The following is a 14,964-nucleotide window of genomic DNA, read 5'->3' on the forward strand; positions in this document are numbered from 1 at the left end:
TGCTACCGGCTGATGGATGACGACGTCCCTACCCCAGCACCCTCCCACTGCGGAAGGCGCATCTACACCATACAAGGATGACGAAGGGGCAGTCCGGAGCGAACGCTCCGGACCGCAATCGTAGCCCCGCCATCCCCCGCCTGCCCCGACACCCGCGGCTAAAGAACCCAACCCGCCGCAAAAAGAACTCTAAGCAAGTTCCTTCAACAACAACTCCCAAAACTTCAACCGCTGCTCCAACGTAGAAACCAAGATGTACTCATTCAACGTATGTGCGCCGTCTCCGTCCGCCCCAAGGCCATCCAGCGTCGGAATCCCCATGGCCGAGGTGAAGTTGGCGTCGCTGCCGCCGCCGGTCATCGGCGCGTCTTCCAGCAGGAAGCCGGCGCGTTCCGCGTAGCCTTGCACCAGCGCCAGCAGCGCGGCGGCTTCTTCGGTCTTCACCATCGGCGGGCGGTTCAGTTCCACGTCGATGTCCAGTTCCACATCCGGGCCCACCGCGCACAGCTCGCGCATGCGGCGCAGCACGTCTTCGGCCGCGCCCATGTCGGGCACGCGGAAGTCCACCACGCAGCGGCACAGCGCCGGCACGGTGTTGGTCACCGTGCCGCCGGCGATGGTGCCCACGCTCACGGTGATGCCGCGCTCGTAGTCCGTCATCGCTTCCAGCGCCAGCACCTGGTGCGCCATTTCGCGGATCGCGCTGCGGCCCTTCTCGTGCCGCATGCCGGCGTGGGCCGGGCGGCCCTTGACGTTCAGGTTCAGCATGCCGGTGCCCTTGCGCGCCGTCACGCACTTGCCGCCGTTGGGGCGGGCCGGTTCGCACACCAGCGCGTACTTGGCGTTGGCGGCGAAGCGCTCGATGTGCACGCGCGAGGCGTGGCTGCCGGTCTCCTCGTCGGGCACCACCAGGAAGTCCACCGGCAGTTGCGTCGCGCCGGGGCGGGCCACGCTGGCCAGCGCCGTCAGCGCCAGGTAGATGCCGGCCTTCATGTCATAGCTGCCGGGGCCGTAGAGGCGGTCGCCGTCGATGCGCACCGGATTCTCCAGCAGCGTGCCGACCGGATGCACCGTGTCCATGTGCGCCAGGATCAGGATGCCGGGGCGGGTGTCGCCGGGGGCGCGGTTGGTGGCGTACAGCAGCGGGCCGGTGGTGGGGCCGAGGGACGACAGTTCCACCGTCAGGCCGGCCGCGGCGGCGTAGTCGGCGATGATGCGGGCCATCGCGGCGATGCCGTCGGGGAAGTTCGAGGGCGATTCGCATTGCAGCCAGCTCTGGATGCCGGCGACGAGTTGTTCAGTGCGGGAAGTGGACATGGCGATTCTGCTAGCGGGAATGAAAGGGAACGTTCAGGCGACCTGCTGGCCGGCCAGGCGGGCCAGCTCGGCATCGCTCGGCATGGCGCCGTCGAACCACAGGCTGGCGCAGACCGCGGACATGGCGCGGCCGTCGTGGCCGATGCCGGGCACCACCTGCAGCGTCCAGTTGAACGGCACGCCGCGGCGCTCGGCTTCCTTGCGGCCGGCCTCGAAATAGTTGTGGGCGCGAGCGAAGCGGTGCGGGCCCTGGCGCATGGCGGCCGGTTCCGACGGCAGGTTGGGATCGTCGGTGGCGATGTCCTGGTCGCCGGCCAGGATCGTCATCGGGTACGCCAGCAGTTTGACCAGGTGGTCTTCGGTCAGGCCGACGCCGTCCATGCCTTCGGGGAACGGATGGTCGAAGGTCGGCAGCGTGTACCAGCCCGGGTTGCCGGCCGCCACGGCCTTGAACGGCGCGTGCGACTGGCTGCTCATCAGGCGGTGCACGAACTGGCCGCCGGCGGAGTGGCCGAACAGGTAGACGTTCTGGCCGTCGGTGATCTCGGCGTCGATCATGTCGCGGATCACGTTGCCCACCAGCGCGTAGGTCCAGCCGTCGATGTGGCGCGGGTTGCCGCCGGCCGAGAACACGCGGCCGTTGTTGTAGCTCTCGACGCCCGGCCAGATCTCGTTGGAGAAGGTCAGCGCCACGATCAGCAGCTTGTGCTTGTCGGCGGCCTCGACCCAGAAGTCGCGGTATTCGTCGCCGTTGCGCAGCACGCCGTGCTGCACGATCACCACCGGACGGTCCGGGGTGTAGCCGTAGGGGCGATAGGTCTGCAGCTTGAACGGGCGATCGGAATTGCGATCCTCGTCGATATAGGCGATGGCGTTGCGGCCGGCATGGCCCATTTCGATGGCGATGCGGTCCACGTTGGACATGTCAGAGGGTTTCATGGCGTTCAGGCGGTGGCTTCGTTCAGATGGCAGGCCGACCAGTGGCCCGGAGAGATTTCCTTCAACGTCGGCGCCTGCTCGCGGCAGCGCGGCATGGCGTGCGGGCAGCGCGGGTTGAAGGTACAGCCCGACGGCGGGTTCAGCGGCGACGGGATTTCGCCCTTGATGGGCGTGAACTTGCGGCCGCGGCGGGCCACGTCCGGCACCTCGGCCATCAGGGCCTGGGTGTACGGATGGTTGGCGCGCGCGAAGATCTCGGCCGAGGTCGAGATCTCGACGATCTTGCCCAGGTACATGATAGCCACGCGATCCGAGATGTGGCGCACCACGCCCAGGTCGTGGCTGATGAACAGGTAGGTGAAACCGTGCTGCTCGCGCAGGTCCATGAACAGGTTGATGACCTGCGCCTGGATCGACACGTCCAGCGCCGCCACCGGTTCGTCGCACACCAGGAACTTGGGCGCCACCATCAGCGCGCGGGCGATGCCGATGCGCTGGCGCTGGCCGCCCGAGATCTGGTGCGGGAAGCGGTCGCGGTACTCGGTGTCCAGGCCGACTTCGGTCAGCGCCTGGTCGATGCGCGCGGGAATCTCGGCCGACGGCGCCAGCTTGTGCACCTTGAGCGATTCGCCCAGGATCTGGCGCAGGCGCTGGCGCGGATTGAGCGAGGCCTGCGGATCCTGGAAGATCATCTGCACGCCCAGCGTATAGGCGAGCTTGTCGGCGCCGCGCAGGCGGCGCGCGTCCTGGCCCTGATACAGCAGGTCGCCTTCGGTCTGGCGGTGCAGGCCGGCGACGACGCGGCCCAGGGTGGACTTGCCGCAGCCGGACTCGCCCACCAGGCCGACGACTTCGCCGCGGCCGATGCGCAGGTCGACGCCGTTGACGGCATACACGGTGCGGCGGTCGATCGGGCGGCCGCCCAGGGCCAGGATGCGCTGGGCCAGGTCGGGACGCTGTTCGAAGCGCTTGTGGACGTTCCTGAGCTCGATGACAGGGGTATCGGCTTGACTCATGCTTGCTCGGCCTCGCGGGCGATCGGGACGTAACAGCGATAGCTGCGCGAACCTTCGGTGGTGACGGTGGGGGCTTGCTCGGTGCAGCGCGTGACCGCGTGGGTGCAGCGCGGCCGGAAGGCACAGCCCGACGGGCGGCCGGCCAGGCTCGGCGCCATGCCGTTGATCTGGTGCAGGCGCGCGCCCGGCGTGGTGGCGCCAGGCATCGAGTCCAGCAGGCCCCGGGTGTAGGGATGGCGCGGCGCGTCCAGCACCTGTTCGACCGGGCCGCTCTCGACGATGCGGCCGGCGTACATGACCGCGACGCGGTCGGCCAGCTCGGCCACCACGCCCAGGTCGTGGGTGATCCAGATCAGCGCCGTGTTGTGCTCGCGGCAGATCTCCTGCATGCGGTACAGGATCTGGCCCTGGATGGTCACGTCCAGCGCCGTGGTCGGCTCGTCGCAGATGATCAGGTCGGGCTTGTTGAGCATGGCGATGGCGATCGCCACGCGCTGGCGCATGCCGCCCGAGAATTCGTGCGGGTAGCTCTTCAGGCGCTTCTCCGGCGACGGAATGCCGACCATGGCCAGCGCCTCGCGGCAGCGTTCCATGGCCTCGGCGCGCGGCACGTCCTCGTGCGTCAGGATGGCTTCCATCATCTGCTCGCCGATGCGCAGGACCGGATTGAGCGTCATCAGGGGGTCCTGGAAGATCATGGCGATGCGGTTGCCGCGCAACTGGCGCATCTGCTCTTCTGAGAGCTTGCGCAGGTCGTTGCCCTTGAACTTCACTTCGCCGTCGACGACTTCTCCGGGCGGATCGATCAGCCCCAGCAGCGAGAAGCCGGTGACCGACTTGCCCGAGCCGGACTCGCCGACCAGGCCCACGATCTCGCCGCGGCGCACGGTCAGGTCGACGCCGTCGACCGCCAGCCAGGCGCCGGCCTCGGTATGGAATGCGGTGCGCAGGCCGCGCACATCAAGAAGGACGTCACTCATCGCTTGGGGTCCAGGCTTTCGCGCAGGCGGTCGCCGACGATATTGATGGAAAGGATAAGCAGCAACAGCGCAATGCCCGGGAACAGACTGATCCAGTAGTCGCCCGACAGCAGGTACTGGAAGCCGTTGGAGATCAGCAGGCCCAGCGAGGGTTCGGTGATCGGCACGCCGACGCCCAGGAACGACAGCGTCGCTTCCAGCGCGATGGCAGTGGCGATCTGGATGGTGGCGAACACCATGACCGGACCCAGGCAGTTGGGCAGCAGGTGGAACACCATGATGCGCCAGGCCGGAAAGCCCAGGTTGGCGGCGGCCTCGACGTATTCCTTGCGGCGTTCCTGCAGCGCGCGGCTGCGCATGATGCGGGCATAGTGGCCCCACTGCACCAGCACCAGCGCCAGGATCACCTTGTCGACCCCGCGCCCCAGCACCACCAGCAGCACCAGCGCCACCAGGATGGTCGGGAAACCCAGGATGAAGTCGACGATGCGCATCAGCACGGTGTCGACCAGGCCGCCAATATAGGCGGCCACCAGGCCGACCGCGCCGCCCACGGCGGTGGCCAGCACCACGGCCGACAGGCCCACCATCAGGCTGATGCGCAGGCCATAGAGAATGGCGCTGAGCATGTCGCGGCCCTGGTCGTCGGTGCCGAGCCAGGCGATGCTGCCGTCCATCAGCGCCTGGCGCGGCGCCAGGCGGCCGTCCATCAGCGACAGGTTGGCCAGGTCATAGGGATTCTGCGGCGCGAAGTAGGGCGCGAACACCACCAGCAGCACCAGGATGGTGAGCGCGATGACCGAGCCGCGCACGGTCGGCCGGGCCCGCAGTTTCTTCAGGATCGAGGCGCGCTTGGGCGTATCGGCCAGGGGCTGGACGGTACGGGTGCGGCCGGTATTGGGAGATTGAGCCATGGCGATTATTGAGCGGGGGTCACGAGCTGCACGCGCGGATCGAGCGCGGCGTACAGGATGTCCACAACCAGGTTGATGACCACGAAGATCAGGGTGACCAGCATCACGTACGCGACCACCACGGGCCGGTCGAGCTGGTAGACGCTGTCGATCAGCAGCTTGCCCATGCCGGGCCACGCGAACACGGTCTCGGTGATGGTGGAATAGGCGATCAGGCTGCCGAATTCCATGCCGATGACGGTGACCACCGGGATCAGGATGTTGCGCAGGATGTGGCGGCGCACGATGCGGCCGGGCTTGATGCCCTTGGCGCGCGCGAACTTCACGTAGTCCTGGCTGCGGGCCTCGACCACGCCCGAGGCGGTCAGGCGCAGCACCAGCGCGATGTTGGCCAGCGCCAGGTTGATCGCCGGCATGATCAGGTGCGACCAGCCGTCGGCCGTCAGGATCGACAGGCGCACGCCGAGCACCGTCACGGTGTCGCCGCGGCCGGTGGCGGGCAGCCAGCCGAGCCACACCGCGAACAGCAGGATCAGCATCATGCCCTGCCAGAAGTTGGGCAGCGAGAAGCCCAGCACCGACGACGCCATGATGCCGCGGCCCAGGGGTGCATCGCGGTACAGGCCGGCCACCAGGCCCAGCGGAATGCCGATCACACAGGTCAGGCCGATGGCCACGATCACCAGCTCGAAGGTGGCGGGGATGCGTTGCACGATCAACTCGATGGCCGGGATGCCGTGCACGAACGACGTGCCCAGGTCGCCGTGCAGCGCGCGCCACAGGAATCCTGTGTATTGCTGCCACACGGGCAGGTCCAGGCCGAGGCGGGCGATCATCGCCTCGCGCGCCGCCTGGCTGGCTTCGGGGCTGACCAGCAGTTCGATCGGGTCGCCCACGGCATACACCGCGAAGAAGACCACGACCGAGACGGCCAGCAGCACGAACAGACTCTGGATCAGTCTGCGTAGGATGAAAAGGGCCACGTGATATTTCCTTGGTGGGCTCGGGGTTGCAGGCGCCGGAAACGGCGATCTTAATTAGCGGGCTTGGCCGACATGGCCAGGGTGTATTGGTCGGCGCGGCCTTCGTACGTCAGGCCCTTGCGGAACGCCCAGATGCTGCTCTCGAAATGCAGCGGAATGCTGGGCAGGTCGGCCAGCGCCAGGGTCAGGGACTCCTGCAGCAGCTTTTCGCGCACCGCCGGATCGACGGTGGTCAGGGCGCGCTTGAAGACCTTGTCGAAGGCCGGATTGTTATAACCGCCGTAGTTGCTGGTGCCCAGGCCGTGTTCCTTGTCGAAGGCGCTGACCCAGTACTGCAGGAACGACGAGGCCTCGCCGGTTTCCGACGACCAGCCGCCCATGGCGAAGCTGAACTCGCGCTTGGCGCGCTTGGGGAAGTAGACCGAGCGCGTCATGGCGTCCACGGTCGTCTTGATGCCCACGCGCGACAGGTACTGGGCCACGGCCTGCGAGATCTGCGCGTCGTTGATATAGCGGTCGTTGGTCGACGAGATGGTCAGCTCGAAGCCGTCCGGGTAGCCGGCCTCGGCCAGCAGCTTCCTGGCGGCGGCCGGATCGTACTTCAGTTCGGGCGGCGGCTGCAGCGTGCCGAACATGCCGTCGGGCAGGAACTGGTTGGCCGGGGTGGCGGCGCCGTCCATGATGCGGTCGGTGATGGCCTTGCGGTCGATCGCCATCGAGATGGCGCGGCGCACGCGCACGTCCTGCAGCGGGTTCTTGCCGTCGGCGGCGCGCACCATCGGGCTGGGGCTGCGCGCCACGTCGAACTGGAAGTACACCACCCGCACCGACGGCGTGATGACGTAGCCGAAGCCCGGCGTTTCCGAGATGCGCTTGACGTCGCGCGCGGCGGGGTTCTCGATCAGGTCGAAGTCGCCGGCCAGCAGGCCGGTCAGGCGCGGGCCGGCGGCCGGCACCGGGATCAGGCGCACGTTCGGCCAGGCCGGCTTGTCGCCCCAGTAGGCGTCATTGCGCGCCAGCTCGATGGCGCTGCCCTTGACATAGGACTTGAGCGTGTACGGGCCGGTGCCGATGGCGGACTTGCCGCTGTTGAAGTCGCTGATGGTCGGCCAGGGGCCGGTCACGCCGCAATTGTTCTTGGGCTCGAAGCGGATCGGGCCATGCTCGACGATGCCGCTCCACAGCATGGCGTTGCGGGTCAGGTCGTTGGGCAGCAACGGGTAGGGCAGGTGGGTCTTGATGACCAGCACGTTGCCGTCGCGCACGTCGATGCTGGCCAGCTTCTGCACCACGCTCAGGTACGAGCCGCCGATCGACTGCTCGTTGTGGAACGCGCGGCACAGCGTGAAGATCACGTCCTGCGGCGTGAACGGCTGGCCATTGGAAAATTTCACGCCGTCGCGCAGCGTGAATTCCCAGGTGGTGTCGTCCACCGCCTTCCAGGCGGTCGCCAGCCGCGGCACCAGGTTCATCTTGGCGTCCTGGCCGATCAGGGTCTCGAAGATGTGCGAGGTCATCGCGTCGTTGGGCGTGACCTGGTGGTAGTGCGGGTCCATCGCCGTGGGTTCGGACGACAGGCCGATCCGCAGCGTCTGCGGGGCCGTTTGGGCCATGGCGCCGGGCGCCCCGGCGGCCAGGGCGGCCGCCAGCGTACAGGTCGATAACGCGCTGCGGATGAAAACGTTTGCGGACATGCTGCTTCCCTTGGTGGTTTTTTATAGAAGGCGGCGCGCCGTCGAGGGCGCGCCGCGCAATGGCTCTAGCCGATCGGTTGCGCCAACCGCACCACCGTCACCCCGGCCCGCAGGTTGGCGGTCGACGGCATGATCAGGACGCAGTTGTCGTACGGCGTGGTCACGGCCTCGCCCTCGGACCAGCCGATGACGGTGCCGGCGCGCGCCAGCGTCTCCAGGCCCTTCCAGGGCTCGGCGAAACGGAAATCTGCGCTCTTGGCGGCGATCGCGTGGGTCACGCGCAGCGCGCGCTGGGCGCTGGCCTGGGGGGCGAACCAGGCAGCGGGCAGGTCGGCCTCGTCCACCGTGCCGGCCGCCACCAGGAAGCGCGCCATCTGGTCGAGCGCCACGCCGCGCGCCTCGGGCGCGCCATGGAAGCCGCATTCGATCAGCAGCGAGCGGGTGCCGTTGTCGCCGGCTTCGCCGAAGCGGCCGTAGTCGCGCATGCGCACGCCTGCGGCGTGGCCGGCGTCGGCGATGATGGTGGCGGGGTTGCCCAGCGACAGGGCCAGGTCGATGTTGCGCTGTTCCATGCCGGTCAGCTGCAGCGGCACGTCGGAATTGCTCATCGAGTGGAAGTCCAGCAGCCAGTCGGCCTGCGCCACCCACGGACGCAGGGCGGCGGCGCGGCGGCGTTCCTGGCTGATGGGCTGGGCCAGCTTGTCGTCGCTCCAGACCCGGTTCATGTCTTCGTCGACGAAGCGCGCCGGCGCGTAATTGGCGGGATCGAAGCGGTCGAACGCGGCCAGGTTGCAGAACGCCAGCGTCAGCGAACCGCGGCGCGGGCGCAGGCCGGCGGCCAGCGCGTCCTTCAGGGCCCAGGCGCCGCACAGCTCGTTGCCGTGGACCAGGGCGCTGAGCATCACGCGCTTGCCCGGCACGCCGGAGTCGAAATGCCAGACGCCGGGGGTATCCGTGTTGCCCACGCGCTCGGCCGCCAGATCCGGACAGGCGAGAAGGAAGGGACGCGGACGGGGCGCGGGAGAGGACGAGGACATGGGAACTCCGATCAAGCGAGGGGGATTGTATAAGGGATGGCGCCCGGAGGCGGTCAGGTGGCGGTCAGGCGCCCGCGTTGCGCGGCCACGGCCGAGCCTTGCTCGCCCAGGTCCCAGAACAGGCCGGCCATCACGGCCGCGCCCTCGCGCGCCACCGAGGCGAGCAGATGTTCGTCGGGGCCATGCTGGCAACAGGCGGGATACGAGTGCGGCACCCACACGGTGGGCAGCCCCAGCACGTCCGAGAAGGCGTCGTTGGGCACGGTGCCGCCCAGGTTGGGCAGCAGCGCGGGCGTCTTGCCGGTGGTGGCGGCCAGCGAGGCCACGGCCCAGCGCGCCCACGGATCGTCCGGGTCCAGCCGGGTGGCCGGCGTGCCGCGCCGCACGCGGACCTGGACCTGCCGCAGGCCCCGCGCGTCCAGGTGCCGGCGCAGGATGCCCTCGGCCTGGCGCCAGTCGGTGCCGACCACGAAGCGCAGGTTGCAGGTGGCGCTGGCGCGCGGCGGAATCGCGCCCACCGGGTTGTCGGGGTTGCCGGTCTTGTAGGCCAGCACTTCCAGCGTGTTCCAGCCGAACAGGCGCTCGGCCAGCGACAGGCCGGGCTCGCCCCAGTCCGGGTCGATGTCGGGGGCGTCGTCGTCCTGGCCGACCTGGATGTCCGCCAGCGCCTGGCGCACGGCGGGCGGAATCGCCGGCGGACGCAGGCCGTCCACCAATAGCCGGCCGCGCGCGTCCACCAGGCTGGCCAGCGCGTTCGCCAGGATGATGCCGGGATTGGGCAGCACGCCGCCCCAGTTGCCGGAGTGGTGGGCGTGGCCGCGCAGGTCCACCGTCAGGTCGAACAGCAGCGTGCCGCGCGACCCCAGGAACAGCGTCGGCAGGTCGGCCGCCAGCCGCGGCCCGTCGGAGGCGATGAAGAAGTCCGCCGCCAGCGACTCGCGCCACGCGGCGCAGGCCTGGTGCAGGCCGGGCGAGCCGACTTCCTCGCCGCATTCCACCAGCATGCGCAGATTGAAGCCCAGGCGTCCGCCGCGTTCGGCCCGCACCTGTTCCAGCGCGGTCATGTTGACGCAGTACTGTCCCTTGTTGTCGGCGGTGCCGCGGCCGTACCAGCGGTCGCCCTCGGCGGTCAGCCGCCAGGGCGCCAGGCCGTCGCGCCACTGCTCGTCGTAGCCGCGCACCACGTCGCCGTGGGCGTACATCAGCACGGTGGGCAGGGCGGGGTCTTCGATGCGCTCGGCCAGCAGGAACGGCGGGCCGCCGGCGACGGGGGTGTCCTCGACGCGCCAGGAACAGCCCAGCGCTTCCAGGCGCGGGGCGACCGCCGCGCGCAGGTAGTCGTAGAGCGCGGCGCGCTGGTCCGGGTTCTGGCTTTCGGTGCGGTGCGCGACCAGCTCCGCCAGGTCGCGCTGCAAGGCGCCGCTATCGGCGTACGCGACCGCGCGGCCGATGGCGGCGGCGCGGCTGGCGCTCGTGACTGCTGCTGGCACGGACTTCCCCTTGTCTGGCGGGGCGCGTCATTGCGCACCCTGCTGAATCGTTGCGCAAATTCTAGGATCAGGGAAGCTTTCTCTACAATTAGAATATTTATCGGAAGCTTTGCAAAAAAGGCAAAGCTATTTTCATCGGCGTCAGGCCCCAGCGAGGGGGAAACATGCACAGCATCGCCCTGCGTTACTTTGTCGAGGTTGCCCAGGCGGGCAGCCTGAGCGGGGCGTCCGAACGCCTGCACGTGGCGGTGTCCGCCATCAGCCGCCAGATCGCCAAGCTGGAGGAAGAAGCGGGCGCGCCGCTGTTCGAGCGCGCCGCGCGCGGCATGGTGCTGAGCGAGGCCGGCCGGCTGCTGCTGACCCATGCGCGCCGCACGCTGCTGGAATCGGATTCGGTGCTGCAGGAGATCGCCGCGCTCAAGGGCATGGCGCGCAACGAGATCCGCATGGCGGCCGTCGAGGGCGTGGCGCGCATTTTCCTGCCGTCGGCCATGGCGCGCTTTCGCCGCGACTGGCCCGAGGTGCGCTTCGACCTGCACGTGGGCACGCCGGCCGATGTCGCGCGCCGCGTCGCCGAAGGCAGCGTCGAACTGGGCATGACCTTCAACGTCGAGCGTCTCAGCGGCGTCAGCGTGCGTTATTCGCGGCGCGCGCCGGTGCACGCCGTCATGGCCGCCGGCCATCCGCTGGCCAGCCGCAAGAGCGTCAGCCTGCAGGACCTGGGCCGCTATCCGCTGGCGCTGACCGGCCCGGGCACCACCACCCGCCACCTGTTCGAGATGGGCTGCCTGCTGGAGTCGGTGCAGCTCGAACCCACCCTGACCTGCAACGATTCCTCGCCGCTGCATGGTTTCGTGTTCGGTTCCGACGCCATCATGCTCAGCGGCTACATCTCGGTGGCCTGGAGCCTGAAGCGCGACGAACTGGTGGCGGTGCCGATCTCCAACGCGCAGTTGCAGTCGCGCACCTTGCAGCTGCACGTCATGCAGGGGCGTCAGCTGCCTTCCAAGACGGAAGCCTTCATCGACCTGTTGTCGCGCGAGCTGGACGTGCTGCTGGCGCAAGGGCCGGGCGCCTGAGGCGGCCGCTGGCTCGCGACGCCAGCCGGGGGCGCTGCAGGCGCGCAAAGAAAAACGGCTGCCCGAAGGCAGCCGTTTTCATAGGGCGCGCGCCGGATTACTTGGCGTCGGGCTTGACCGAGGTGGCCAGCGTGAACTGGTCGCGGCGGCCTTCATAGGAGATGCCCTTGCGGAAGGCCCAGATGCTGCTTTCGAAGTGCAGCGGGATCAGCGGCACGTTGTCCAGCGCGATCTGGGTGGCTTCCTGCAGCAGCTTCTCGCGCTTGGGCGCGTCGACCGTCACGATGGCCTGCTTGTAGACCTTGTCGAAGTCGGCGTTGGTGAAGCCGCCGTAGTTGCTGGTGCCCAGGCTGTTGGGCGAGTCGAGCGAGGCGACCCACAGCTGGAACAGCGCCGAGGCTTCGCCCGTTTCCGCCGGCCAGCCGCCCATCGAGAAGCTGAACTCGCGCTTGGCGCGCTTGGGGAAGTAGATCGAGGCGGTCATGGCGTCGACGTTGGTCTTGATGCCGACGCGGGCCAGGTACTGGGCCACGGCCTGCGCCACCTGGCCGTCATTGACGTAGCGGTCGTTGGTCGACGACAGCGTCAGCTCGAAGCCGTTGGGGTAGCCGGCTTCGGCCAGCAGCTTCTTGGCGCCTTCCGGGTCGTACTTGATTTCCGGAGCCTTGGGCAGCGCGCCGAACATGCCGTCCGGCATGTACTGGTAGGCCGGGGTGGCCATGCCGTCCATGATGCGGGCGGTGATGGTCTTGCGGTCGATGGCCATCGAGATGGCCTTGCGCACTCGCAGGTCCTGCAGCGGGTTCTTGCCGTCGGCGCTCTTGACGAACGGGCTCGGGTTGCGCGCCACGTCGGGCTGGAAGAACACCAGGCGGGTCGAGGGCGTGGCCACGAAACCGAACTTGGGATTGTCCTTCAGGCGCTGCAGGTCGCGCGCGGCGGGGTTCTCGATCATGTCGAAGTCACCCGACAGCAGGCCGGTCAGGCGCGGGCCGGCGGCCGGCACCGGCACGAACTTCACTTCCTTCCAGTAGGGCTTCGGGCCCCAGTAGTTCTCGTTGCGCACCAGTTCGATGCCGGTGCCCTTGACGTAGGACTTCAGGGTGTACGGGCCGGTGCCGATGGCGTCCTTGCCGTTGTTGAAGTCGGCCACCGTCGGCCAGGCGCCGGTCACGCCGCAACCCTTCTTCGGGTCGAACGTCAGCTTGCCGTGCTCGACGATGCCGTTCCAGATGATCGGCAGCGAGCGCGCCATTTCGGCGGGCATCAGCGGGAAGGGGGCGCCGGTCTTGATGATGACGGTATGCGCATCCGGCGTCTGCACGTCGGTGATCAGCTTGGTCGTGTCCATGTAGGACTGCGACACGTTGGTCTCGTTGTTCAGCGTGCGGCAGATCGTGAACAGCACGTCTTCGGACGTGAACGGCTTGCCATTGGAGAACTTGACGTCGTCGCGCAGCTTGAATTCCCAGGTCAGGTCGTCCAGGTTCTTCCAGGACGTGGCCAGCGCGGGCACCAGCTTCATGTCGGCACTGCGGCCCACCAGCGAACTGTAGACGTGCGCGGAGAACGCGTCGTTCTGCGTCATCTTGTGGTAGTGGGGGTCGGCCGAGGTGGGTTCGGCGGACAGGCCGATCTTCAGCGTCTGGGCCTGGGCAGCGGCCAAGGGAATGGCGGCGGCCACGAGGGCCAGGGTGGTGCGCAACTTCATGGTGACAACTCCGGATGGGGAACGAACCGGATCGTGCTGGCGGCGGGGAACAGCGGGCGGGCCAACCGGGGAAACGCAACGTCGGCCGGGGGGGGGCTTGCGGTGTTTTTGGCGCCAGGCACGACGGCAAGGGGCCGATTATCGGTAGGGGGTTCGCGCGCTGTCAATGCGCGCCGGGCCGACGCTAGGGTAAACGCCGAGAGGGGAGAATGCCGCCGTTGCCGCGCACAAAATGACCATCGCCCCGGTGCGAGGCGGTCCCGCTTCGGGACGGCTTCGCGCTGGGGCGACAGGGGTATTGCGTCGTGGAGGGCGTCGCGGGGGCCCCGTGAAGGGGCCGGCGCGGCGCGATGGCGCCCGGTGAGGGGGAGGGCCCGAGGCCCCGGGCGCCGGGTCCGATGCGACGGGCGCCGCGTGGGCGGCGGGCGTCACACCGGCAGCGCGCCGGGCCGAATCGCGGGAGATCGGTCGCGACTCAGCCTGGCACGGCTGGTCTTACCACTGCGAACCGGAGAAGCGCGAGCTGGCGGCGCGGGCCTTGTTCATCGATTCGTTGACTTCGTCGATGAAGGCGAACACGCCAGCAACGGCGGCGGCGATCGCCTGGCCAGCCTTCTTCAGGTTGGTCAGCGGGTGGGAATTCGGTTGGTTCTCGAGGGCGCCGCGGAGCAGGTCACGCTCCAGCGCGTCGGTCAGGCGGGCAGTGTGGTTCAGGGTCAGTTCGCTCATGGTTGGCTCCAGTCCGTTTCGTCTTGGGGTAAACCATTATAGGGATAACCCTAAATCAAAAGCAACGCGTTTTTAGGGGAAAACCCTAGTATGTTGTAAAAATGTATTTGCCCCGGGGACTTAGGCCTGCGGACCGCCATTGCGCAGCTCCCGGGCGGCGTCCGCCAGCTCCCCGGCGGTCAGCCCGATCGGCCCGATGCCCCGGGCCACCAGGGCGTCGGCGGCAGCGCCATGCAGCCAGACCGCGCCGGCCACGGCCTGCGCCAGCGGCAGGCGCTGGGCCAGCAGCGAGCCCAGGATGCCGGCCAATACGTCCCCGGTTCCGGCCGTGGCCAGGCCAGGGTTGCCGCTGGTGTTGCGGCGCCACGTGCCGTCCGGGGCACAGACCACGGTGCCCGCGCCCTTCAGGACCACCCAGGCGCCAAATCGTCGCGCCAGCGCCTGGGCGGCGGCGGGGCGGTCGGCCTGGATGCCGGGGGTGTCCAGGCCGAGCAGCCGGCCGGCCTCGGCCGGGTGCGGGGTCAGCACCACCGGGCCGTCGCCCCAGTTGGGCTGGATGCCGCCGTTGGCCAGCAGGTTCAGGCCGTCGGCGTCCAGCACCAGCGGCGCGCCGCCGCGCAGCACGAACAGTTCCGACAGGGCGTTGGCGGCGGCCGCGCCGGCGCCGATGCCGCACCCGGCGACCCAGGCGGTGACGCCCCAGTCCGCCTCCAGCAGCGAGCGCGCGTCGCGCAGCATCAGTTCGGGTTGCAGTGGATCGCAGGGCAGCGGCGCCGTTTCCTGGGCGAAGCCCACCAGCACCTTGCCGGCGCCGGTCTTGAGCGCGGCGCGCGCGGCCAGCAGCGCCGCGCCTTCCATGCCGCGCCCGCCGCCCACCACGCCGACGGTGCCGAAACTGCCCTTATGGGTGTCCGGGTCGCGCACGGCGAACAGGGCTGGCAGGTCGTCGCGGCGGATCTCGCCGGCAAAGGAGGGGGCGGGGGTGTTCATGGGCTGAGGCTCCGGGATCGGCGGGGGCGTCGGGGCAGGGGCTATCCACTATAGTGCCCCAAAACGCGCGGCCTTCCGCCCGCGC

At 68.8% G+C, this 14,964-nt stretch carries 13 protein-coding genes; 1 reads left to right on the forward strand and 12 read right to left on the reverse strand.

The annotated features are described in order from the left end of the window. Positions 1-189 precede the first annotated feature (189 nt). The 9 genes from AOZ49_RS23305 to AOZ49_RS23345 all read right to left on the reverse strand — a co-directional run bounded on the left by AOZ49_RS23305 (position 190) and on the right by AOZ49_RS23345 (position 10,370). Positions 190-1,317: a M20 family metallopeptidase gene (locus tag AOZ49_RS23305; RefSeq protein ID WP_054477997.1), complete on the reverse strand. Its 1,128-nt coding sequence runs from the start codon at positions 1,315-1,317 to the stop codon at positions 190-192. A 33-nt stretch (positions 1,318-1,350) separates the two neighbouring features. Continuing rightward, positions 1,351-2,256, reverse strand: a complete 906-nt coding sequence (locus tag AOZ49_RS23310; protein ID WP_006392547.1) for a prolyl oligopeptidase family serine peptidase — start codon at positions 2,254-2,256, stop codon at positions 1,351-1,353. A gap of 5 nt (positions 2,257-2,261) precedes the next feature. After that, complete coding sequence (locus AOZ49_RS23315) at positions 2,262-3,272, reverse strand: ABC transporter ATP-binding protein (protein WP_006392548.1); 1,011 nt, start codon at positions 3,270-3,272, stop codon at positions 2,262-2,264. Beyond that, complete coding sequence (locus AOZ49_RS23320) at positions 3,269-4,252, reverse strand: ABC transporter ATP-binding protein (RefSeq protein WP_054433093.1); 984 nt, start codon at positions 4,250-4,252, stop codon at positions 3,269-3,271. The genes AOZ49_RS23315 and AOZ49_RS23320 overlap by 4 nt, the downstream gene beginning before the upstream one ends. After that, on the reverse strand, positions 4,249-5,166 hold the full coding sequence (locus tag AOZ49_RS23325) for an ABC transporter permease (protein ID WP_054433094.1): 918 nt from the start codon (positions 5,164-5,166) through the stop codon (positions 4,249-4,251). Before AOZ49_RS23325 ends, AOZ49_RS23320 begins: the two co-directional genes overlap by 4 nt. A gap of 5 nt (positions 5,167-5,171) precedes the next feature. Further along, complete coding sequence (locus AOZ49_RS23330; protein WP_054477998.1) at positions 5,172-6,149, reverse strand: ABC transporter permease; 978 nt, start codon at positions 6,147-6,149, stop codon at positions 5,172-5,174. 50 nt (positions 6,150-6,199) lie between these two features. After that, complete coding sequence (locus tag AOZ49_RS23335; RefSeq protein WP_054478001.1) at positions 6,200-7,843, reverse strand: ABC transporter substrate-binding protein; 1,644 nt, start codon at positions 7,841-7,843, stop codon at positions 6,200-6,202. Positions 7,844-7,908: 65 nt separating this feature from the next. After that, entirely contained in the window at positions 7,909-8,880 is a 972-nt protein-coding gene (locus tag AOZ49_RS23340) for a M14 family metallopeptidase (protein WP_054478002.1), read from the reverse strand. Positions 8,881-8,933: 53 nt separating this feature from the next. Beyond that, positions 8,934-10,370, reverse strand: coding sequence for a M20 family metallopeptidase (locus AOZ49_RS23345; protein ID WP_054478005.1), 1,437 nt, complete (start codon positions 10,368-10,370; stop codon positions 8,934-8,936). A 164-nt stretch (positions 10,371-10,534) separates the two neighbouring features. Between AOZ49_RS23345 and AOZ49_RS23350 the strand changes: the two genes are divergently transcribed. Further along, positions 10,535-11,449 carry a LysR family transcriptional regulator gene (locus AOZ49_RS23350; protein WP_054478007.1) on the forward strand — a complete coding sequence of 305 codons (915 nt, stop codon included), beginning with the start codon at positions 10,535-10,537 and terminating at the stop codon, positions 11,447-11,449. A gap of 97 nt (positions 11,450-11,546) precedes the next feature. On the opposite strand, the gene AOZ49_RS23355 is transcribed toward AOZ49_RS23350, so the two are convergent. From AOZ49_RS23355 to AOZ49_RS23365, 3 genes are all read right to left on the reverse strand, one after another. Beyond that, positions 11,547-13,160 carry an ABC transporter substrate-binding protein gene (locus AOZ49_RS23355; RefSeq protein WP_054419285.1) on the reverse strand — a complete coding sequence of 538 codons (1,614 nt, stop codon included), beginning with the start codon at positions 13,158-13,160 and terminating at the stop codon, positions 11,547-11,549. Between the two features lie 495 nt (positions 13,161-13,655). Beyond that, positions 13,656-13,889 (reverse strand): hypothetical protein, encoded by a 234-nt coding sequence (locus tag AOZ49_RS23360; RefSeq protein WP_006392557.1) that lies wholly within the window; start codon positions 13,887-13,889, stop codon positions 13,656-13,658. Positions 13,890-14,009: 120 nt separating this feature from the next. Continuing rightward, on the reverse strand, positions 14,010-14,879 hold the full coding sequence (locus tag AOZ49_RS23365; protein ID WP_054433100.1) for an NAD(P)H-hydrate dehydratase: 870 nt from the start codon (positions 14,877-14,879) through the stop codon (positions 14,010-14,012). Positions 14,880-14,964 lie beyond the last annotated feature (85 nt).

It is taken from the genome of Achromobacter sp. 2789STDY5608615, assembly GCF_001298995.1.
GTDB classification, from domain to species: domain Bacteria; phylum Pseudomonadota; class Gammaproteobacteria; order Burkholderiales; family Burkholderiaceae_B; genus Achromobacter; species Achromobacter insuavis.

Bases quoted from the DNA above. Each gene is read 5' to 3' on its own strand.
- AOZ49_RS23305 (WP_054477997.1), bottom strand. From the start codon at position 1,317: ATGTCCACTTCCCGCACTGAACAACTCGTCGCCGGCATCCAGAGCTGG.
- AOZ49_RS23310 (WP_006392547.1), bottom strand. From the start codon at position 2,256: ATGAAACCCTCTGACATGTCCAACGTGGACCGCATCGCCATCGAAATG.
- AOZ49_RS23315 (WP_006392548.1), bottom strand. From the start codon at position 3,272: ATGAGTCAAGCCGATACCCCTGTCATCGAGCTCAGGAACGTCCACAAG.
- AOZ49_RS23320 (WP_054433093.1), bottom strand. From the start codon at position 4,252: ATGAGTGACGTCCTTCTTGATGTGCGCGGCCTGCGCACCGCATTCCAT.
- AOZ49_RS23325 (WP_054433094.1), bottom strand. From the start codon at position 5,166: ATGGCTCAATCTCCCAATACCGGCCGCACCCGTACCGTCCAGCCCCTG.
- AOZ49_RS23335 (WP_054478001.1), bottom strand. From the start codon at position 7,843: ATGTCCGCAAACGTTTTCATCCGCAGCGCGTTATCGACCTGTACGCTG.
- AOZ49_RS23340 (WP_054478002.1), bottom strand. From the start codon at position 8,880: ATGTCCTCGTCCTCTCCCGCGCCCCGTCCGCGTCCCTTCCTTCTCGCC.
- AOZ49_RS23350 (WP_054478007.1), top strand. From the start codon at position 10,535: ATGCACAGCATCGCCCTGCGTTACTTTGTCGAGGTTGCCCAGGCGGGC.
- AOZ49_RS23355 (WP_054419285.1), bottom strand. From the start codon at position 13,160: ATGAAGTTGCGCACCACCCTGGCCCTCGTGGCCGCCGCCATTCCCTTG.
- AOZ49_RS23360 (WP_006392557.1), bottom strand. From the start codon at position 13,889: ATGAGCGAACTGACCCTGAACCACACTGCCCGCCTGACCGACGCGCTG.
- AOZ49_RS23365 (WP_054433100.1), bottom strand. From the start codon at position 14,879: ATGAACACCCCCGCCCCCTCCTTTGCCGGCGAGATCCGCCGCGACGAC.